Source organism: Arthrobacter sp. CJ23, assembly GCF_024741795.1.
Classification (GTDB): domain Bacteria; phylum Actinomycetota; class Actinomycetes; order Actinomycetales; family Micrococcaceae; genus Arthrobacter.
Window position 1 is genome coordinate 4,572,760 of the sequence record NZ_CP102950.1, and the last position, 19,892, is coordinate 4,592,651.

At 68.6% G+C, this 19,892-nt stretch carries 15 protein-coding genes; 5 read left to right on the forward strand and 10 right to left on the reverse strand.

Annotated features, from left to right (window positions below; translation table 11 throughout):
• Positions 1–74: 74 nt before the first annotated feature.
• The 7 genes from NVV90_RS20750 to NVV90_RS20780 all read right to left on the reverse strand — a co-directional run bounded on the left by NVV90_RS20750 (position 75) and on the right by NVV90_RS20780 (position 9,481).
• Positions 75–1,505, reverse strand: a complete 1,431-nt coding sequence (locus NVV90_RS20750) for an amidase (RefSeq protein ID WP_258439123.1) — start codon at positions 1,503–1,505, stop codon at positions 75–77.
• Positions 1,502–2,818: a M20 family metallo-hydrolase gene (locus NVV90_RS20755; protein WP_258439124.1), complete on the reverse strand. Its 1,317-nt coding sequence runs from the start codon at positions 2,816–2,818 to the stop codon at positions 1,502–1,504. Before NVV90_RS20755 ends, NVV90_RS20750 begins: the two co-directional genes overlap by 4 nt.
• A 40-nt stretch (positions 2,819–2,858) precedes the next feature.
• Positions 2,859–4,220, reverse strand: a complete 1,362-nt coding sequence (locus NVV90_RS20760) for an MFS transporter (protein ID WP_258439125.1) — start codon at positions 4,218–4,220, stop codon at positions 2,859–2,861.
• A 251-nt stretch (positions 4,221–4,471) separates the two neighbouring features.
• Positions 4,472–5,860 (reverse strand): GntP family permease, encoded by a 1,389-nt coding sequence (locus tag NVV90_RS20765; RefSeq protein ID WP_258439126.1) that lies wholly within the window; start codon positions 5,858–5,860, stop codon positions 4,472–4,474.
• Positions 5,861–5,883: 23 nt separating this feature from the next.
• Positions 5,884–6,519, reverse strand: coding sequence for a bifunctional 4-hydroxy-2-oxoglutarate aldolase/2-dehydro-3-deoxy-phosphogluconate aldolase (locus NVV90_RS20770; protein ID WP_258439127.1), 636 nt, complete (start codon positions 6,517–6,519; stop codon positions 5,884–5,886).
• Positions 6,516–8,159 (reverse strand): amidohydrolase family protein, encoded by a 1,644-nt coding sequence (locus tag NVV90_RS20775; RefSeq protein WP_258439128.1) that lies wholly within the window; start codon positions 8,157–8,159, stop codon positions 6,516–6,518. Before NVV90_RS20775 ends, NVV90_RS20770 begins: the two co-directional genes overlap by 4 nt.
• Before the next feature lie 20 nt (positions 8,160–8,179).
• Positions 8,180–9,481, reverse strand: a complete 1,302-nt coding sequence (locus NVV90_RS20780; protein WP_258439130.1) for an alanine racemase — start codon at positions 9,479–9,481, stop codon at positions 8,180–8,182.
• A 280-nt stretch (positions 9,482–9,761) separates the two neighbouring features.
• Between NVV90_RS20780 and NVV90_RS20785 the strand changes: the two genes are divergently transcribed.
• From NVV90_RS20785 to NVV90_RS20795, 3 genes are read left to right on the forward strand one after another with little or no spacing between them, the layout of a single operon-like run.
• Positions 9,762–10,748: a sugar kinase gene (locus NVV90_RS20785; protein WP_258439131.1), complete on the forward strand. Its 987-nt coding sequence runs from the start codon at positions 9,762–9,764 to the stop codon at positions 10,746–10,748.
• Positions 10,708–11,514 carry an IclR family transcriptional regulator gene (locus NVV90_RS20790; RefSeq protein ID WP_309304080.1) on the forward strand — a complete coding sequence of 269 codons (807 nt, stop codon included), beginning with the start codon at positions 10,708–10,710 and terminating at the stop codon, positions 11,512–11,514. The genes NVV90_RS20785 and NVV90_RS20790 overlap by 41 nt, the downstream gene beginning before the upstream one ends.
• The gene (locus tag NVV90_RS20795) at positions 11,511–11,915 is read left to right on the forward strand and encodes a RidA family protein (protein WP_258439133.1); all 405 of its coding nucleotides are present in this window, start codon (positions 11,511–11,513) and stop codon (positions 11,913–11,915) included. Before NVV90_RS20790 ends, NVV90_RS20795 begins: the two co-directional genes overlap by 4 nt.
• Positions 11,916–12,098: 183 nt before the next feature.
• Here NVV90_RS20795 and NVV90_RS20800 read toward each other — a convergent pair whose 3' ends face one another.
• Together NVV90_RS20800 and NVV90_RS20805 are read right to left on the reverse strand one after the other, a co-directional pair.
• Entirely contained in the window at positions 12,099–13,016 is a 918-nt protein-coding gene (locus NVV90_RS20800) for a LysR family transcriptional regulator (protein WP_258439134.1), read from the reverse strand.
• A 29-nt stretch (positions 13,017–13,045) separates the two neighbouring features.
• Positions 13,046–14,728 (reverse strand): PucR family transcriptional regulator ligand-binding domain-containing protein, encoded by a 1,683-nt coding sequence (locus NVV90_RS20805; protein WP_258439135.1) that lies wholly within the window; start codon positions 14,726–14,728, stop codon positions 13,046–13,048.
• Positions 14,729–14,850: 122 nt separating this feature from the next.
• Here NVV90_RS20805 and NVV90_RS20810 point away from each other — a divergent pair, with 122 nt between their 5' ends.
• Positions 14,851–16,338 (forward strand): CoA-acylating methylmalonate-semialdehyde dehydrogenase, encoded by a 1,488-nt coding sequence (locus NVV90_RS20810; RefSeq protein WP_258439136.1) that lies wholly within the window; start codon positions 14,851–14,853, stop codon positions 16,336–16,338.
• 29 nt (positions 16,339–16,367) lie between these two features.
• On the forward strand, positions 16,368–17,759 hold the full coding sequence (locus tag NVV90_RS20815; RefSeq protein ID WP_258439137.1) for an aspartate aminotransferase family protein: 1,392 nt from the start codon (positions 16,368–16,370) through the stop codon (positions 17,757–17,759).
• Between the two features lie 99 nt (positions 17,760–17,858).
• On the opposite strand, the gene NVV90_RS20820 is transcribed toward NVV90_RS20815, so the two are convergent.
• Positions 17,859–19,829, reverse strand: a complete 1,971-nt coding sequence (locus NVV90_RS20820; protein ID WP_396125328.1) for a penicillin-binding transpeptidase domain-containing protein — start codon at positions 19,827–19,829, stop codon at positions 17,859–17,861.
• Positions 19,830–19,892: the final 63 nt, after the last annotated feature.

Below are 19,892 nucleotides of genomic sequence, written 5' to 3' on the forward strand. Positions count from 1 at the left end.
CGGTTCGATGATTCCCTTCAGGGTCGATGCTGCCCCACATCGTGTGTGAAGGGAACCATGGAATCGGCGGCCGGTCAGGCCAGGGTGAGCAGCTCCGGCCGGCGGCCGGCCCACGGGAGGACGGCCTCGACGGCGGCACCCACCGTGAACACGGTGGCGTCGTCGAAGGGGTGCCCCACGATCTGGACGCCTGTGGGGATGCCGCACCCGGCCATGCCGCTGGGCACGGCCAGAACAGGGCAGCGGTTGGCGATGTTGAACGGGGCCGTCATGTGGCCCTGCCAGTAGTGCTCCAGCTGCTCCCCGTTGGCGTCGATGCCGTCCAGGTACATGCCGTCCGCCTCGAGCGAAGGAACCGCCGAGGCCGGGCACAGCAGGGCGTCGAAGCCTTCCATCGCCGCGGCCAGCTGGGCCTGGAGCAGGGTTTCGGCCCGGATCCCGTCCACGAAGCGGTTCTGCCGGGCGGCACGCCTGGCATCGGCCATGAAGCGGCGGGTGTAGGGCGCCAGGAGCTCCTCGGAGCCCGCCGTCTCGTCCTCCATGGCAGGTCCCAGCAGGTAGCCGAAGTGCGTGAACATGGTCCGGCTGATCGCCTCAACCGTCCAGGGGAGTTCGATCTCCTCCACGGCCGCACCCGCGTCGCGCAGGGCCGCGGCCACGCAGCGCGTGTTGGCCTCGACGTCCGCCGCCACCGGGTAGTTCCCCAGCCGGATGCACAGGGCGATCCGCAGGCCGGCCACGGATGCGGCCGGCGCGTGGAATTTGTGCGGAGGGACGTCTGCCAGCGAGGTGTGGTCGCCGGGGTGGCGGCCCGACATGACATTGGCCAGCAGGGCGGTGTCCGCCACGGTCCGGGCCATGGGCCCGTCGCCGCGGTAGTGGTCGGCCGAGAGCGGAGCCAGGCCGGGGATCCGGCCGTAGGGTGCCTTGAAGCCGACCGTTCCAGTGAACGACGCCGGCAGCCGGGTTGAGCCGGCGATGTCCGAGGCCGTTGCCAGCGGGGTGAGTCCGGCGGCCAAGGCGGCGCCCGCGCCGCCGGAGGAGCCACCCGGCGAGAACTGCAGGTTCCAGGGGTTCCGGGTGACTCCCCACAGGGGACTGTGGGTGACGGTGGCGCAGCTGTATTCCGGGGTGGTGGTGCGGGCGTGGATGATGCCGCCCGCACGCTGGATCCGCTCCACAACGGGGTGGTCCTCCGCGGCGTACTCGTCTTTCCTGGCCACCAGGCCCTGGGAAAGCGTGCGCCCCTTGATGCCGTGCTTTTCCTTCGTCGCCACGGGCAGGCCCAGCAGCGGGGTGAGGTCCCGGCCGCGGGCGTAGCGGATGGCGGCCTGCCGGGCGGCGGGCAGGGCCTCCTCGAACAGGGTTTCCGTCAGCGCGTTGACGCCCCCGTTCACGGCCTCGGTCCGGGCCATCACGGCTTCCAGGAGTTCCACCGGGGACAGCTCGCGGCTGCGGAACATGCCCAGGGCCGTGGTGGCGTCGAGGTAGTGCAGCTCGGTCACGCGGCACCGCCCGCCGTGACGCCGGCGGTGCCGGCTCCCGCCGTCGCCAGGCCCGCCGTCGCGTGTTCCTGACCCGCCGGGGCTTCCAAGGCGCCGGCAAGCAGCTCCCGCGCCACCCCGGTGAGCATCGCCAGGCCGGTGACCATGTCGGCGTCGGTGGTGAATTCACGCTCGCAGTGCGAGACGCCATCCACGCTGGGGATGAACAGCATCACGGACGGGGCCACGGTGTTCATGGCCACGGAGTCGTGCCCGGCCATCGTCTGGATGCGCCGGGACGAGAGCCCCAGCCTGCCCGCCACCTTCGCGGAGAGCTCGAGCCCGGCTTCCGGGAAGCGGCGGATGGGGCGGATGTCGAAGTCCTTCACGTTGACCTTGATGTCGTGCTCGCGGGCCAGGGCGTCGATCTGCTCCAGTAAGGCAGCGCGCGCCGCGCCGACAATCTCCGGGTCTCCGGAGCGCAGGTCCGCCACAAGGTGCACGCGCCGGGCAACCACGATGGGCGAGTTCGGTTCCAGGGTCAGCTGCCCCACCGAGGAGACCAGGGCTTCCTCGGCAAAGTCCTTGGTGACGTCGTGCACCATGAGGATGATCTTGGAGGCCGCCACCAGGGCGTCGTGCCGGTCGGCCATGGCCGTGGCGCCGGTGTGCGACTGCTCGCCGAGGACCTCGATGTCCAGCTTCTGCGTGTACCAGCTGCTGTCCACGAGGCCGATGTTGATGCCTTCCCGTTCCAGGATGCGGCCCTGCTCGATGTGGATTTCGGCGTAGCCGGCCACGTCCGGGCCCGCGGCGGTGCCGAGGTAGCCGATGCCGTCCAGGGCTTCCCGCACGGTCACGCCCTGCAGATCGGTGACGGCCAGCATCTTTTCGCGGTCCAGAAGCCCGGCGAACACCGAGCTGCCCATGATGCTGGGCGCGAAGCGGCCGCCTTCCTCGTTGAACCAGTTGACCACGGCCAGGTTGAAGCGCGGGGCCACGCCGGATTCGGCCACCTCGAGGTCGATGGCGCGGGCGGCGTGCAAGGCCGCGATGACGCCGTACGCGCCGTCGAAGCGGCCGCCCAGCGGCTGGCTGTCCAGGTGCGAGCCGATCACCACGAACGGCGCGCCCGGGGTCCACTCCAGCAAGCCGAACATGTTGCCGATGCCGTCCACGCGGGCCTCCCAGCCGGCCCGGCGCACCCACTCGGCGAACCAGGTACGGGTGCGGGCGTCGTCGGCCGTGGCGGCCTGGCGGTCCACGCCGTTGTTGGGCGTGGAGCCGATGGTGGCCACGTGGTGGAAGTCTTTGAGGAAGGCATCTGCGCTCATGTGAAGTCCTTGATTCAGTGGTGGAAGTGGGGAGCGGGCCTTAGCCCATGCGTCCGCGGGTCTCGGGCACCCTGGTGAAGAGCACCAGGAGAAGTACGACGGCGGCAGCGGCCGCCATGTAGACGCCCGGGGCGTGCGGCACGCCGCTGGCCCCCACAAGGGCGGTGCCGATGAACGGGGCGGTGCCGCCGAAGATCGCGTAGGCGCCGTTGTAGCTGACGGCGGCCGAGGTGAAGCGTGTCTTGGTGGTGAAGATTTCGACGAAGAAGGTGTAGCAGCCGCCGCCGTAGATGCACAGGGCCACCACGAAGATCGCCTGGCCCAGCAGGGCGAGGGGCAGGCTGCCGCTGGTCACCAGCATGAAGCTGGGCACGGACAAGATGGCGATGGCGGCGGAGCCGGCGATCAGCATGGGCTTGCGGCCGAAGCGGTCGCCCAGGCGGCCGCCGATCGGCAGGAGCACTGCGTACAGGGCCAGGGCGCCGGCGTTGATGAGGAGCGACTGTTCGCGGCTGAGGTGGCCCGTGGTCTGCACGTAGGAGACGAAATAGGCCGAGAGGAAATAGAAGCCCATGGCGGTGAGGCCCATGACGAAGATGACCTGGAGCATGCGGAGCTTGTTCTCGCGGAAGGCCTCGCGGATGGGGCTGAATTCCTTGGCCTGGCTGGCCTTGGCGTCCTTGAAGGCGGCGCTTTCCTCGGTGCGGCTGCGGATCCAGACCCCGAAGAGGGCCAGCGGGAGGGCCAGGAGGAACGGCAGGCGCCAGCCCCAGGCGATGAAGGCCTCGTTGGGCATGGACTGGCTCAGGATCAGGATCATGGTGCCGGCCACCACCGAGGGCAGGGCCGTGGCCGCGATGGTGATGTTGAGCCAGAAGCCGCGCTTGCTGACGGGGGCGTGTTCAAAGACGAACGACGGTGCGCCGACGGACTCGCCGCCGGCGGAGAACCCCTGGACGAGCCGGCAGAGGACCAGCAGGGCCGGCGCCCAGGCGCCGATCTGCGCGTAGCCGGGCAGCAGGCCCATGAGCGCGGTGGCACCGCCGATGGCGATGAGCGTGATGGTGAGGACCCGGCGTCGGCCGATCCTGTCGCCGAGGGCGCCGAAGAACAGGCCGCCCAGCGGCCGCACCACGAACGCGACGCCGAAGGTGGCGAAGGTGGCCAGCATGGCGGCCAGCGGGTTGCTGCCGGGGAAGAACAGCTGGGAGAAGATGACGGCGGTGAGGCCGTAAAGCGTGAAGTCGTAGAACTCGATGAACTGGCCGACGCTGCCGCCCAACAGGACGCGCCGCTGCATTTTGGTGATCTTGGGGGCCTGTGCGGATCCGGTCAGGCCGGGGGTCGTCTGTGCCTCCACGGCTCCAGGGACCGGCTGGGTCTTGGTGTCGTTAATGGTCATTACAGCCACGCTCCTTTGGCGGTGCGGGCACATCCGGCGCGATTCAGATTCATCGAATCTCCTATTGATCAGCATGGTGTTCCGGGTTTCGGGCTGCCGGCAGGAGTTCGAATTCCTGCCGGCGGGCCCCCAATCCGCCCGACAAGATCAACTGTGTGTGACTGGCTTCACATCTGTCCAATTGATTGTTTTTGCTTGATCAATAGATTTTGCTTATGGAGATGCCGGCACCGCCGCCGGCCAATGGACGCCTAGACGAACTGGTAGATCAACGCCGCCATCCCGAAGCCCACCACGGACAGCACCGTCTCCAGGACAGTCCACGTCTTCAGCGTGTCCTTGACGGACATGTTGAAGTATTTGGAGATGATCCAGAAGCCGCCGTCGTTTACATGGCTGGCAATGATCGAACCCGAGGAGATTGCGATCGCGATCAGGGCCAGCTGGGGCTGGGAGTAGCCCGAGGCCAGGCTCGGCGCCAGGATGCCGCCCGTGGTCACGATGGCAACCGTGGCCGAGCCCTGGGCGATGCGCATGCCCGCACTGATCACGAAGGCCGAAAGGATGATCGGCAGGCCCGCCTGCGACAGCGAATCCGCTACGGCCTTGCCAACACCGGTGGCGGAAAGGACCGCGCCAAAGAACGCACCGGCACCAACAACCAGCAGGATCATGCCCACCGGACGCAGCGAGGAGCCCGTGATTTCGCTGAGTTCGGCGGAGGTCATGCCGCGTCGGATGCCCAGGAGCCACATGGCAAGCAGCACGGCCACGGTCAGCGCGATGGCCGGGTTGCCGAAGAACTGAAGCGTGTCACGGAAGGGGCCGGCAGGAGCGAAGATGTTGCCGAAGGTGCCACCCAAGATGAGGATCATGGGCAGGCCGATGGCCAACAGCACCAGCCCGATGGACGGCTCGTGGCCCTTGGCCTCCTCGGCTTCGGGGACGATCCGGTCCTCGGGAACAGTGATCATGACGCGCTTGCCGATCCAGGTGCCCCACAAGATGCCGGAGGCGAACCAGGCCGGGATACCGCAGATGAGGCCCATGAGGATGATCCAGCCAAGGTCCACGTGGAACAGGCCGGCGGCCGCAACGGGTCCGGGGTGGGGCGGCAGGAACGCGTGCGTCACGGAGAGGCCTGCGAGCAACGGCAGGGCGTAAAGCGCGAGCGACTTGCCGCCGCGGATGGCCGCCACGTAGACCAGCGGCGCCAGCACGAAGATGCCGATGTCGAAGAAGACGGGGATACCGAGCACGAAGCCGGTGATGCCCATGGCGAGCGGCGTGCCCTTCTCGCCGAAGATCTTTACGAGCCTGCCCAGCAGCACCTCCGCACCGCCGGATCGCTCAAGGATGGCGCCGAGCACGGTGCCGAGGCCGATGATGACCGTGATGTGGCCAAGGATGCCGGCGAAGCCCTTCTCAATGAGGGCGTCGCTGCTCTTGGTGGCTGAGCCGACCAGCGCCTCCACCGATATCCCGCCCACCAGGGCCACGATCACACCGGTGCCCACCAGGGCGATGAAGGGTTCGAGCTTGACCTTGATGATCAGGAACAGCAGGAGGGCGATGCCGGCTCCCGCCAGGAGGAGCAGGCCTGCGGTGTCGTGCCGCAGCCATTCAAGGAATTCATTCATGGACGTTTCTTTCTCGGTAAGTCCTACTTGAGGGCGCCGGTGAAGGCGGCGGCCCTGGCCGAAATGTCGGCCCAGTGGCCGGCTGCCACTGCTGCCGGGGGAACAACGCTGGTTCCGCAGCAGACGGCCGTGGCTCCGGCGTCGAGGTAGCTCATTGCGTTGGTGGCATCGATGCCACCGGAGGGGAGGAGACGGATTCCCGGATACGGACCCTGGAGATCCTTGAGGTAGGCCGGACCGAGCTGCCGGGCCGGGAAGATCTTGACCACCGAAGAACCCAGGTCGAGGGCCTGCGCCACCTCTGTGGGTGTCATGGCGCCGAGGCTGAACGGGATTCCGGCGGCCGCGGCTACGGCAGCCACCTCCGGGCGGAGTCCCGGAGTCACCAGGAACCGGGCGCCGGCGTCCAGGGCTGCCCGGGCCTGGTCTGCGGTCATGACCGTGCCGATCCCGACGGCGACGCCATGCTCCGCGGCGGTCTCCGCGGCACGCTGGACGTGCCGGAGCACATCCGGCGTGGTGAAGGTCAGCTCCACCGTGCGGATGCCGCCGTCGGCCAGCGCCCGGCAGAGATCCGCGGCGTCCGGGATGGATGCGGCGCGGACCACGGCGAGCGTGCGGTCGGCTTCGAGCTGCTGGACGAATTCCTCAGGGGTCATTGTTGTCCTTCTCGGGTGAGTCCGTCGCTGCTGCGACGCAGAGCGCGGCCGGCACGGGCGCCAGTGGGCTGGCCGCCGTCGATGGCTGCCGTGCCGTTGACGAAGACGTAGCGGATGCCAATGGCGGCCTGGCGCGGATTTTCAAAGGTGGCTTCGTCGCGGACGGTTTCCGGATCGAAGAGCACGACGTCGGCCGCGTAGCCTTCGCGGACCAGTCCCCTCTTGTGGAGCTTGAGTCGTGCGGCCGGACGGCCAGTCAGGTGATGGACCGTTTCCTCGAGGCTCAAGAGTCCGAGGTCGCGGGAGTAGTGGCCGAGATACCGCGGGAACGTGCCCCAGGCGCGGGGGTGTGGCTTGGCGCCGACAAGGAGACCGTCGCTGCCCCCGGTGTGCGTGCGGTGCTTCATGATGGCCTGCACATTTTCCTCGTGGCCAACGTGCTGCAGGATGCCGGTGCCGAGGCGGTCGTCCCGGAGGATCTGCGCGAAGACGTCGAACGGCTCGCTGTTGGCTTCCGCCGCGATGTCCTTGATGGTCTTGCCCACGTAGCCTGCGAGCGCCGAGTTCTGGACGCCGCTGATTTCCAGGGTGTCCCACTCGGCCACCACGCCGTGGCAGCCGTCGGAGCCGTAGATCTCCACGCTTTCGCGGATCTTCGCCAGGGTGTCCGGATCGGACAGGCGGTCCAAGGTGGCCTGGGTGCCGCCCGACGACGCCCAGCTGGGGAGGATCGCGGAGAGCGTGGTGGCGCCGGGCAGGTAGGGGTACGTGTCCAGGGTGATGTCCACGCCGTCGTCCAGGGCTGCGTCGATCAGCTCCAGCAATTCCCCGGCGCGGCCCTTGTTCTCGGCGAAGTTCATGGTGGCGTGGGACAGGTGCAGGGCGCAGCCGGTGTCCCGGCTCAGCCCGATCATCTCGGCATAGGCGCCCAGCGCTCCCTTGCCGTAGGAGCGGTGGTGCGGTGCATAGAAGCCGCCCATTTCCCCCACGGTCCGGCAGAGTCCGGCGAGTTCCTCGGTGCGGGCGTACATCCCGGGCGTGTAGGTGAGTCCGGAGGACATTCCCACGGCGCCTTCCTCCATGGCGGTGCGGATGGCGTCCTGCATTTGCTGCTGCTGTTCGGGCGTGGGGTCGCCTTCGGCGAAGCCCATCACCATGGCCCGGACGGTTCCCTGGGGCACCAGGTAGGCGGCGTTGGTGGCGATCCGGCCGCCGTGGTCCTCGCGGTCCAGGCGGTCGAGGTATTCGCCTACGGTCCGCCAGTCCCAGTCGAGGTCCGCGGGGTTGTCGTTCCAGCCGGCGATCTTCTCGCGGACTCCTGCCAGCGTGGCGTCATCCACGGGCGCGTAGGACAGTCCGTCCTGGCCCAGCAGTTCCGTGGTGACGCCCTGGCTGAGCTTGGCGTAGTGGTCCCTGTTAATGAGCAGCTGAAGGTCGGAATGGGCGTGCATGTCGATGAAGCCGGGGCTCAGGACCAGGCCTGCGGCGTCGATCGTACGGCCGGCGCCTGTTCCGGTGGCGGTGAGGGTTCCGGCGTCGGCGACGGCGGCAATCACCGTGCCGTCCAGCAGGACGTCCGCGGGGCGGCGGTCCGCCCCGGTTCCGTCCACAAGGGTGGCGTTGCTGATGAGTGTCTTCATGGCGCGTGTCCTCGAAGGTCCTAGAAAAAGGTGTGGATGAGGTCGACGACGGTCTGGTCGCCATCGGTGTTGCTGTCCGCAAGCACCGGGATGACGGTCCATTTGTCGAAGGCGGTGCACGGGTGGGACAGGCCCAGCCGGACAACATCGCCGGGGCGCACCGTGGTGGTGCCGGCGTCGAATGTCATGAAGCTGTGCTGGTCATTGACCGAGGTGATTTCGGCTCCAAGCAGTGGTTCCATGGGTCCGCCGAGGGCCGGGCCGATGAGCTGCGGCTCCGGCAGTCCTTCGTCGAACGGGAGGTCCCGTTTGCCGGCGTCCAGGATGGCCAGTCCGGGCTCGGTCTGGGACACGACCCGCGCCCAACCGTGCATTGCGGCAGCGAATGGCCGGCCGCCTTCGCGGGAAAACGGCGAGATGCCGCGGTAGAAACCGTCGTCGTGGATGATGTACGCGCCGCTGCGGATCATGAGTTGGACGCGGGGAGCTGTGCTGGTGGAGATGCACGGCGACAGGACCGTGACGACATCGTCGAAGTAGGCACTGCCGCCTGCCGTGAGGATCACGGAGTCGGTGCCGTAGAGGCCGTCGGCCAGCAGCTGCTCGTGGAGCAGCCGCATCTTGGCGAGGTAGCCGCGAACGGCGGCCAGGGCGGCGTCGTCCGCTGTGTGCGCCAGCGAGCCTTCGTAGCCGCTGACTCCCACCAGCCGCAGGTTCGGCGAGACCGCAATGGCGCGGGCAAGCTGCAACGCGGCCTCAACAGAGCGGGCACCGGTCCGGCCGCCATGGGCGCCGAGCTCCACGAGGACGTCCAGCACAGCATCGCTGCCCGCCAGGGTCCGGTTGATGACGTCCACGGTTCCCAGGGAGTCAATCCAGGAAAGGATCTTGGTGTCCTCGGGCGCGCCGGCAACCCACTGAATCGCGTGCGGGTCGGTGAGGCTGTTGGCGAGCTGGAGGTTCCGGACGCCGAACTCCCGGGCCACGCGGAGCTGCGCGAAGTTGGCGAGCGTGATGCCCCAGGCGCCGCGGTTGAGCTGCTCGGTCCAGAGCTGCGGCGCCATGGTGGTCTTGCCGTGCGGCGCCAACAGCACGCCGTGTTCCTTGCACCACTCGGACAGGCGATCGGCGTTGGCTTGGAGCGCAGAGGAGTCAAGCGTCAGCAGCGGGGTCTGGAGCTCGGCCAGGGTGTGCTTTGCGGCGACGAAGTCCGCGTGGGTGGTCCCGTTGGCGGTGGCGGGCACGGCCTTGTGCCGCCAGTCGAGCCGGCGTTCTGCGAGGCCGGCCACGGCGGTTGCCGAAATGGCTTCGGAAGTGTTCACGCGTTCATTCCCTTCGCGGTGCTGCGTTTTTGAAGCTGCGGTGTGGGGTTGTGTTGGCTGAGGTTTCGCTTGCGTTGCGTAATTTGCAACGCTGGTTGCAAACCTGCTGGTGATATGTCTAACATGGTGGCGGATTGGGAGTCAAGGCCGCGGCACGTCCGCAGAGCCGTCCAATCCGCCGCGGAACGCTCCGTACCGCGGCGTCCGAGTGCCGCTGAAAAGCGCAAGAGTGAGTGGGGAGAACATGCTTTCAGCTGTATGTGTTGGCGAGACGATGGCCATGCTCACCCCTGTCCAAGCCGTCCCCCTCCACCTCGCCACCGAGCTCCACTTCGGGATCGGCGGCGCCGAGTCGAACGTCGCCATGGGCCTCGCCGCGATGGGCCTGGACACCCACTGGGTCAGCCGCGTGGGCCGCGACGGCTTCGGCACCCGGATCCTTCATGAGCTCAGCGAACACGGGGTGGGCGTCTCCGCCGTCGAGGTTGACGATTCCCTGCCTACCGGCCTTTACGTGAAGGTCCCCGCCCAGGAAGCAGACCCCGACGGCGGCAGCTCGGTGTTGTACTACCGGCAAGGATCGGCGGCCTCGGCCATGGGACGCGGCACACTGGCCAACCCTGCGGTGGCATCCCTGCTGGAAAGCGCTACCCTCATCCATCTGAGCGGCATCACGGCCGCCCTCTCCCCTGCGTGCCTCGAACTCCTCGAGGCCATCCTCACTGCGCCCCGGAACGGCCGGACCATCAGCTTCGACGTCAACTGGCGGGCAGCCTTGTGGGCAGGCCAGGACCGTGGGGTCCTGCAGCGCCTGGCGAACCTGGCCGACGTCGTGCTCGTTGGAAAAGACGAGGCCGAGCACGCCTTCGGCACCACCGACGAAGCCGAACTCCGCCGGATGATGCCGGACCCGCAAGTGCTGGTCATCAAGAACGAGGCGATCAGCGCTATCGCCCTGGCGCGCGGCGGGGCCGACTCGAGCGGCACCCGGGAGGAGGTGCCCGCATTGTCCGTCGCCGTCGTCGAGCCTGTAGGCGCCGGTGACTCGTTCGCCGCCGGCTACCTCAGCGGCATGCTGTTCGGGCTGGGCCAGAAGGCGAGCCTCCGCAGGGGCCATGTGGCAGCCGCCTGCACCCTGACCGTCCACGGCGACCGCGGCCCGCTGCCCGATGCCGCGCAGCTCTCGGCCATCCTCGATTCTTCGGATGACGCCTGGGCTGCTATCCATGTTGAAGACGGACATTTCAACACCAGAACCGGAGCGTGACACCTTGAGCCAGAGCCTCATGCGGGCCATCGACCTGCTCGCCGAACTCGCCGCGAAGCCAGCCACCCTGGACGAGCTCGCGTCCAAGGCATCCGTGCACAAGACCACTGTGATGCGGCTCCTGCACGCCATGGAGGAGAAGCGCTTCGTGGTGCGCGACGAGGACCAGCGGTTCATGCTCGGCTCCAAGCTCTTCGAACTGTCTTCCCTCGCGCTGGAGCAGCGGGACATCCGCAAGGTGGCCCACCCGCACCTGGCCGAACTGAACGGCCGCACCGGGCACACCGTGCACCTCGCCGCCTTCGAAGGGAATGAAGTGGTGTATATCGACAAGTTCGAGTCGCACCACCCCGTCCGCATGTACTCGCGCATCGGCCTGACAGCTTCGCTGCACTCGGCCGCTGTGTCGAAGGTCCTCCTCGCCGACATGCCGCGCAGCCGGCAGGAAAAGATCGCGGCGGGGCTGGACTACGTGAAAGTTACCGAGAACACCCTGACCTCGCCGGAGGCCCTGTTGGCCGAACTGGAGCAGGTCAAGGAGCAGGGCTGGGCGCACGACAACGCCGAGCACGAAGCGTTCGTGCACTGCATCGCGGCCCCCATCCGCGACGCCAGCGGCGCCGTTGTTGCCGCAGCCTCTTGTTCGGTACCGGTAGTGATGCTCAGCTATGAAGGCTTGCTTGAGCTGCTGCCCGACCTCAAAGCCAGCACCGAGGCCATTTCGCGTGACCTCGGCTGGATCAGCCACGAAAGGAACTCAGCATGAGTGAAAAGACCGTAGTACTGACCGAAAACGCCCCCGCCCCGGCGCACGTATTCTCCCAGGGCATCAAGAAGGGTGGCCTGTTCCAGGTTTCCGGCCAGGGCCCCATGGACCCCGCCACCAACCAGTACATCGGCGAGGGCGACGTCCGCGTCCAGACCCGCCGCACGCTGGAAAACGTCAAGGCCATCCTCGAGGCCGGCGGATCCTCCGTGGAAGACGTGCTGATGTTCCGCGTCTACCTCACCACCCGCGACGACTTCGCCGCCATGAACGACGTCTACGGCGAGTTCATCCGCGAAAACGTCCCCAGCGGTGCCCTGCCGAGCCGCACCACAGTCTTCGTGGACCTGCCCCATGAGGTCATGCTCGTGGAGATCGACGCACTGGCGGTTACGGCGTAGTTTCGCGGCCCGCCCGGGGATCTGCGCCGTGGGCAGATGGATTGCTCCCGGGATAATACGCTGCCGCGGCACGCGCCGCGGCAGCACCGGCGTCGTTCATTGGCATCTCCATCCGCACTCCCAGGCCTGTTTCGCACAATTCATCCGAACGGAATCCTGCCACAGCCTTTGGGGAAGGTATTCCTAGCCCGCCGCCGCCCCGTAGACGCGTGCGCACGTCTCCTCGAACGCCAGCGCCCTGCGCGTGGGCTGGACCCCTTCCGGGCGCACCAGCATGACCTCGATCGGGGGAAAGTTGTCGGTCAGGGTCAGGGCCACCACCTTGCCGCCGGAGTAGGTGACGTCGCTGTGCAGCCGCTGGTTCAGCATGGCGTAGCCGTGGCCCTTGGCCACGAAGGAGCGGACGGTCTCGTAGCCCGCAAAGCGGTGCCGGACGTTGGGCACCACGCCCGCCAGGGCGTACAGCTGCTCGTAGTACTCCCGGCTGTGCGGGAGGTCGAGCACCACGGCGGGTTCGCCGTCGAGGTCCCTCAGCGCGATCTCCCGCCCGGGGCGCGAGGCCGCCGGGTGCTCGGCGTGCACCAGCACGTGCGGCGGGATCCGCTCCACCACCTGGTACGTGAAGCCGCGGCCGAGCCCCAGCCCGTACATCAGTGCGGTATCGCACTGGCCCTCAAGCAACGCCGTCTGGAGTTCGGCGAGGTCGGCTTCAAGGAAGGAGACCTCCACTCCCGGGTGCTCCGCCTCGAAGGTCTGCAGGATGGTGGGCAGCCGGAAGGGCGCGAGGGGTGCGAAGACGCCCACCTTGAGCTCACCCACCAGCGAGGTCCCCATGCCGCGGGCCGACTCATAGAGGGAGTCTGCGTGCTCCAGGAAGACCTTGATGTCCTGCGCGAACTGCCGCCCGCTTGGGGTCAGCCGCAGCCCGCGCGTCTTCAGCCGGACGAACAGCTGCGTGGACAGGCTCGCTTCCAACTGCGCCAGCGAGGCGGAGAGCGCCGACTGCGTCACGAGCAGGCGCTCCGCAGCGGCCGTCATGTTCTCAAGCTCGGCAACCACCGAGAAGTACCGCAGCTGGGTCAGGGTGAAGGGCTTGGCCATGCGTCCATGATGCACCCTGGGCGAAAGCCCTACTGCCCCCGCAGCCGGTGCAGCAGAAGGGCGACGTGCAGGGACGTCCGCGATTCGGCGTCGTCGAGGTCCACGGCCAGCAGCTCCTCCAACTTCGCCAGCCTCGCGTACAGCGTGGGCCGGCTGAGGTAGCCATTGCGCGCCAGCGCGGCCTTGTTGCCGCCGGATTCGAGGTACTTGCCGAGCAGCTCGAGCAGCCCTTCCCGGCCCTGCGCCTCGGCCTCGAGCAGGCCGGCGAGCTCCGATTCGGCGAACTGCTGGGCGCGGGGGTCGTTGCGCAGCAGCGCCAGCAGGCCGCGGAGCCGGACGTCGGTGGCCCGGTAGAAGGGCCGCCGGGACTCGTGCAGGGTGGCCGCGGTTTCGGCGACGTGCGCCGCCTCGTCGATGCCGGCCGCCGCCTCCAGGAGGCTCGCCCGGTAGCGCCCGACGCCGATGGTCCAGACCGGGGGCGCGTCGCCGGCGTGCGCGGCCAGTGCGTCCGTCAGCCGCTGCAGGGTGGCGTCCTCAAGCTGCCGGGCAGGCAGGGCCAGGATCATGCCGAGGGAGCCGGACTGGATGCTCGCCGTCAGGGCGCTGCTGGCCGTGGACTTGATCGCCCTGGCCAGCAGGTCGAGCAGCTTGCGCTCTTCCTCCTGCCCGGCCAGCGGATCGCCCTGCGCGGCAGCGGGCAGCCGGGCGGGAAGCCCGGCGCCGCCATGAGAATCGGGAACCTGTCCGGCAGGCAGCGCCGTTCGGAACACCACGGGCACGTAGTAGGGCGAGCGCTTGAGTCCCAGCGACGCGGCGCGGGCCAGGGCCTCGGCCTCGCTGAGCCCGCGCGGCTGCCGGAGCGCATTGAGCAGGCCGGCCTGCGCCTGTTGGGACAGCTCGCGTTTGTCCCGTTCGGCGAGGCGGTTGATGGCCAGGGTCTGGGCCGCGCGTTCGAGCACCATGGCGGCCATCTCGTCGTCGTCGAGCGCCACCGGGACCACCAGCCGCCCCCACAGCTGCCGCCGTACGCCCACCGGCAACTGCAACCATTCTTCGGGGCCGGCGCGCCTTGCGGACCCGTGGGCCTGAGCGGGCGACGGCGTGGTCCGCGAGCGCCGCTCCCAGTCGTCCAGCAGCTCGGTGGTGGCCAGGTTCCGGGCCGAGTAGGCGAGCACCAGGTGCTGCAGGTCCTCGAGGACCACCGGCGCGCCGATCATGGCAGCGGCCTGTTCCACCACCTGCTGCGTGCCGGCGCTCTCGAGGCTGAGCACGGTGAAGGCCTCGTGGACGTCCCGGGCGCGCTCCACCCGTTCCAGCTGCTCGGCCACGATCATCCGGTGCACCGTCTCGGTGATCTGGACGAAGCGGACTCGGTGTTCGAGCACGATGACCGGCAGCTTGGCGGTCCGGGCCGCCGTGCGCAGGGCCGCGAGGCTGCGGTTCCGCTGCCCCACCAGTTCCACGATGAGGCCCGCCGCGCCGGCCTGCTCCAACGAGCGGATGTACGACGCCGCCACGCCGGGTTCCTTTTCCAGCTCCAGTCCGGTGGTCAAGACCAGTTCGCCTCCCGAGAGCAGGCCGGTCAGGTCCAGGATTTCGCTGACGTGGACCCAGCGGACGGGCGTGTCGAGGGCGCCGTCGCCGCCCAGGATGGCCGGTGCGGCATCGCGGAGGACGGCGAGGTCAAGGATGGCACGGACAGTGGGCAGCATTTACATAGTGTAAATGCTGGAACGGATTCCTTTACAGGATGCCTCTTATGGGGCCGTGGCGCGGCGGACAGACTGGAGCCAACACACAGCAACCACCCCTTTCCGAACCACGCAGGAGAACCGTGAACACGATCGAGCACTGGATCAACGGCAGCTACGTCCCGGCCAGCGGGCGCACCGCCCCCGTCACCAACCCCGCCACGGGCAAGGTCACCGCGCAGGTGGCCCTGGCCAGCACGGAGGACGGCAACGCCGCCGTCGCCGCCGCCAAGGCCGCCTTCCCGGCCTGGCGCGATACCTCCCTCGCCCGCCGCGTCCAGGTCATGTTCGCCTTCCGGGAGCTGCTGAACGCCCGCAAGGACGAGCTCGCCGCCATCATCACCTCGGAGCACGGCAAGGTCCTGGACGACGCCCTGGGCGAGGTCACCCGCGGCCAGGAAGTGGTGGAATTCGCCTGCGGCATCCCGCACCTGATCAAGGGCAGCTACACGGAGAACGCCTCCACCAAGGTGGACATCCACTCCATCCGCCAGGCTCTGGGCCCCGTGGCCATCATCAGCCCGTTCAACTTCCCGGCCATGGTGCCCATGTGGTTCTTCCCCATCGCCATCGCCGCCGGCAACACCGTGATCATCAAGCCCAGCGAGAAGGTCCCCACGGCCGCCAACTGGATGGCCGAGCTGTGGAAGGAAGCCGGCTTGCCGGACGGCGTCTTCAACGTCCTCCAGGGCGACAAGGTGGCCGTGGACACCCTGCTCACCCACCCGGACGTCAAGGCCGTCTCCTTCGTCGGCTCCACGCCCATCGCCAAGTACGTCTACGAGACCGCCACGGCCAACGGCAAGCGCGTCCAGGCCCTGGGCGGCGCCAAGAACCACATGATCGTGCTGCCCGACGCGGATCTGGACCTCGCCGCCGACGCCGCCATCAACGCCGGCTTCGGTTCCGCCGGCGAGCGCTGCATGGCCATCTCCGCCCTCCTGGCCGTGGGCGACATCGCCGACGAGCTCGTGGCCAAGATCGCCGAACGCGCCCGTGGGCTGCGGACCGGCGACGGCCTGCGCGGCTGCGACATGGGTCCGCTGGTCACGTCCCAGCACCGGGACAAGGTGGCGGGCTACGTGGACGCCGGCGAAGCGGCAGGTGCCACACTCGTCGTCGACGGCCGCTCGGTTGCGCCGGACGCCGAAGGTGACGGCTTCTTCCTCGGCCCCACCCTGTTCGACAACGTCACCACGGACATGTCCATCTACCGCGACGAGATCTTCGGCCCGGTCCTGTCCGTGGTCCGCGTGGACAGCTACGACCAGGCCCTCGCCACCCTCAGTGCCAACCCTTACGGCAACGGCACCGCGCTTTTCACCAACGACGGCGGAGCGGCCCGCCGCTTCGAGAACGAGGTGGAGGTGGGCATGGTGGGCATCAACGTCCCCGTCCCCGTCCCCATGGCCTACTACTCCTTCGGCGGCTGGAAGAACTCGCTCTTCGGCGACACCCACGCGCACGGTGCCGAGGGCGTGGGCTTCTTCACCCGCGGCAAGGCCGTCACCACCCGCTGGCTGGACCCGAGCCACGGCGGCATCAACCTCGGCTTCCCGCAGAACGCCTGAGCCGCGCGATTCGAACAGGAGACAGTGACATGACTTCCACCCTTGACAGCGGGCTCCTTCCCGAACGGACCGAGCCGCATCCCGATGTCGACACCGTCGCCGCGAAGCGCGCCTACGAACTGGACCGCAAGCACGTCTTCCACTCCTGGTCTGCCCAGGACCTGCTGGACCCGATGGTCATCTCGGCTGCCCAGGGTTCCTACGTGTGGGACGGCGAGGGCACGCGGTACCTCGACTTCTCCTCGCAGCTGGTCAACACCAACATCGGCCACCAGCACCCCGCCGTGGTGGCCGCGATCGCGGCTCAGGCAGCCAAGCTGTGCACCATCGCCCCGAGCTACGCCAACGAGGCCCGCTCCGAGGCGGCGCGGCTCATCGCCGAACGGACCCCGGGCGAGCTGAACAAGATCTTCTTCACCAACGGCGGCGCCGACGCCAACGAGCACGCCGTCCGCATGGCCCGGCTGCACACCGGACGGCAGAAGGTCCTGTCCGCGTACCGTTCGTACCATGGCGGCACGCACCTGGCCATCAACATCACGGGTGACCCCCGTCGCTGGGCCAGTGACAACGGCTCAACCGGCACCGTGCACTTCTTCCCGCCGTACCTGTACCGCACGGCCTTCCACTCCACCACGGAAGCCGAGGAAAGCCAGCGCGCCCTGGAGCACCTCGAGCAGCTCATCGTGTTCGAAGGCGCCTCCACCATCGCCGCCCTGATGCTGGAGAGCATCCCGGGTTCAGCCGGCATCTACGTGCCACCGGCCGGCTACATGCAGGGCGTGCGTGAACTGTGCACCAAGTACGGCATCATGTTCATCGCGGACGAGGTCATGGCCGGTTTCGGCCGCACGGGCAAGTGGTTCGCCGTGGAGCACTTCGACGTGGTCCCGGACCTACTGACCTTCGCCAAGGGCGTGAACTCCGGCTACGTTCCCTTGGGCGGCGTGGCCATCAGCCCGGAAATCGCGGCAACGTTCGCCACCAGGCCCTACCCCGGCGGCCTCACCTACTCGGGCCACCCGCTGGCCACCGCGGCTGCCGTTGCCACCATCAACACGATGGAAAGGGAAGGCATCGTGGACCACGCGGCCCGTGTGGGCGCCGAGGTGATCGGCCCGGCCCTGGCGGACTTCGCCGCACGGCACAAGTCCGTGGGCGAGGTGCGCGGCAAGGGCGTCTTCTGGGCGATCGAACTGGTCAAGGACCGCGAAACCCGCGAGCCGCTGGCCCCGTACGGTGCGTCCAGCCCGGAGATGAACCAGCTCATCGCCGCCTGCAAGTCCCGCGGCCTCATCCCGTTCGCGAACTTCAACCGCATCCACGTGGTCCCGCCGTGCAACATCAGCGTGGAGGACCTCAAGGCCGGCCTCACGATCCTGGACGAGGTGCTGGACATCGCCGACGGCTTCGCCGTGTAATTCCGCCCGGACCCGCATCAGTCCGGATACCGCAGAGGCTCCCCACCGTGGTGGGGAGCCTCTGCGTTTACGTCTGCGGCCCGGCGTGAGCCGGGGCGCTCAGCCGGCCGCCGTCAGGAAGCTCTTGAGCAGCGGGCCGCTGGTGGTCGCGCCGAGTCCGCCGTCCTCCACGAACACCGCCACCGCAAGGTCGCCGTGGACAGCGACGATCCACGCGTGCGTCTTGGGCGGGGTGTCCTTGCCGAACTCGGCCGTACCCGTCTTGGCCCCCACCGGCGCCCCCGGAACCTCTGCGAGGAACCCGGCGTGCCCGGAGGTCACCACGGCGCGCATCATGTCCGCGATGGACGCGGCCTCGGCCTTGGTGAGGGGCGTTCCGGACGCCTTCGCGGGCGCGGCGGCGCTTGCGGAAGCAGACGACGACGGCGCGGTGCCGCCTCCCGCGGTGGCGGCACCGGCGTCGGGGTTCAGCACGAGCTGGGGCGAGACCGGGGCCCCGTTGCCCACCGAGGCGGCCATGACGGCCGCCGTCAGCGGGGAGAACAGGACCTTGCCCTGGCCGATCATCGAGGCCGCGTGTTCGGTGCCCTCGGCGGTGCCCGGGACGGATCCCAGGAACGCGTCGATGCCGAGCTTGGGTGCCTCGACGGCCACGCCGAGTGCTTCCGCGGCGGCTTCGAGCTGGTCCTGGCCAATGGAGTCGCGGGCGTTGATGAAGGCCGTGTTGCAGGAGTGCGCAAAGGCGTCGCGCAGGGGCACGGAGCCCAGGGAGCCGGCCGGGTAGCCCTCCGCGTTCTTGAAAGTGCGCCCGTCCACAGTGACGGTCGCCGGGCAGTCGACCTTCGAATCCGGGGTCTGGCCCTTGCGGAGCATCGCCAGGGAATCCACCATCTTGAAGATCGAGCCGGGCGCATACTGGCCCAGGACGGCGGTGTTGTAGCCGTTGCTGCCCGGTCCGGACGCAGCGGCAAGCACGGCGCCGGTGGAGGGACGCAGCGCCACGATTGCGGATGCCGGCCCCACACCGGCCAGCGTGTCCTCGGCCAGCTGCTGGAGCCTGAGGTCCAGCGTGGTCTTGAGGGCGGTGCCCGGGGTGGGCGCAGAGGAGAAGAAGACCTTCACGCCCGGCGCCGCGGTGCCGTCCGGCTGCTTGTCGACCTTGGCGACCACCTCCACGCCGTCCTTGCCGCGCAGCAGGGCGTCGTACTGCTGCTGCAGGCCGCCGGTGCCGGTGGTGTCCCCGGCGCGCAGGGCGCCGTTGGATTTTTCGATCTGCTCGGCGCTGGCCTGGCCCACGCTGCCGAGCAGTGCCCGCGCGAAGGTGCGGGTGGGCGCCAGCGCCATGGTGTCGGTGATGCTCACGGCGCCCGGGATCGCCTGGATCTTCTCGGCCGAGATCTCGGGCGTGTAGGCGCGCAGGACGATGCCCTCCACGAAGGCCTCGGGCCCGGAGGCGGCCGTCTGCTTGACGTAGCTGTCAACGTCCAGGCCCAGCAACGCGGCCAGTGCCTTCGCCGAGGGCTCTGCCTGCTCGGCCGGGATCTTGGTCTTGTCGATGCCCACGCGCAGCACGGGGCGGTCCTGGACGATCGGAGTGTCTCCGGCGCCCAGGATCTGGCCACGGGAGGCCGCGGTGGTGCGGACCGTGAGCTTTTCGCCGTCCGCGAGCTGCGGCGCGAGAAGTCCCGAGTTCCACTGGACGGCCCACTTGTCGCCGGACTTCTTCAGTTCGGCCTGGGAGGTGTATTTCCACTCGGCCGCACCGAAGGTCCAGGTGAAGTCCAGCGGCACGGTGGCTTTGTCGCCGTCGAGCGTCAGGGCGCCCGGCTGCACGGCCGGTTTGGCGGGTCCGAGGCCGGCGAACGCGGCCCTCAGCTCCTCGTTGGCGGCAGCGGCGTCCTTGCCGTCCACGGCAAGAGAGCCCACGTCCAGCGCGGCAAGGGAGGATGCGAGCTGCTTCGCCGCATCCTCCGCTCCCGCGCGGCCGTCGCCGCAGGCGGTCAGTGAACCCGCCATCATCAGAGTTACAAGGCCAAAGACAATATTCCTGGTTTTCCCCACCCGCGCCATTATGCCCCCTCCCCCTGACAACGTCAGCGGCAGCCCTACGGAAGCCCCGCTGCTGCATGCAAA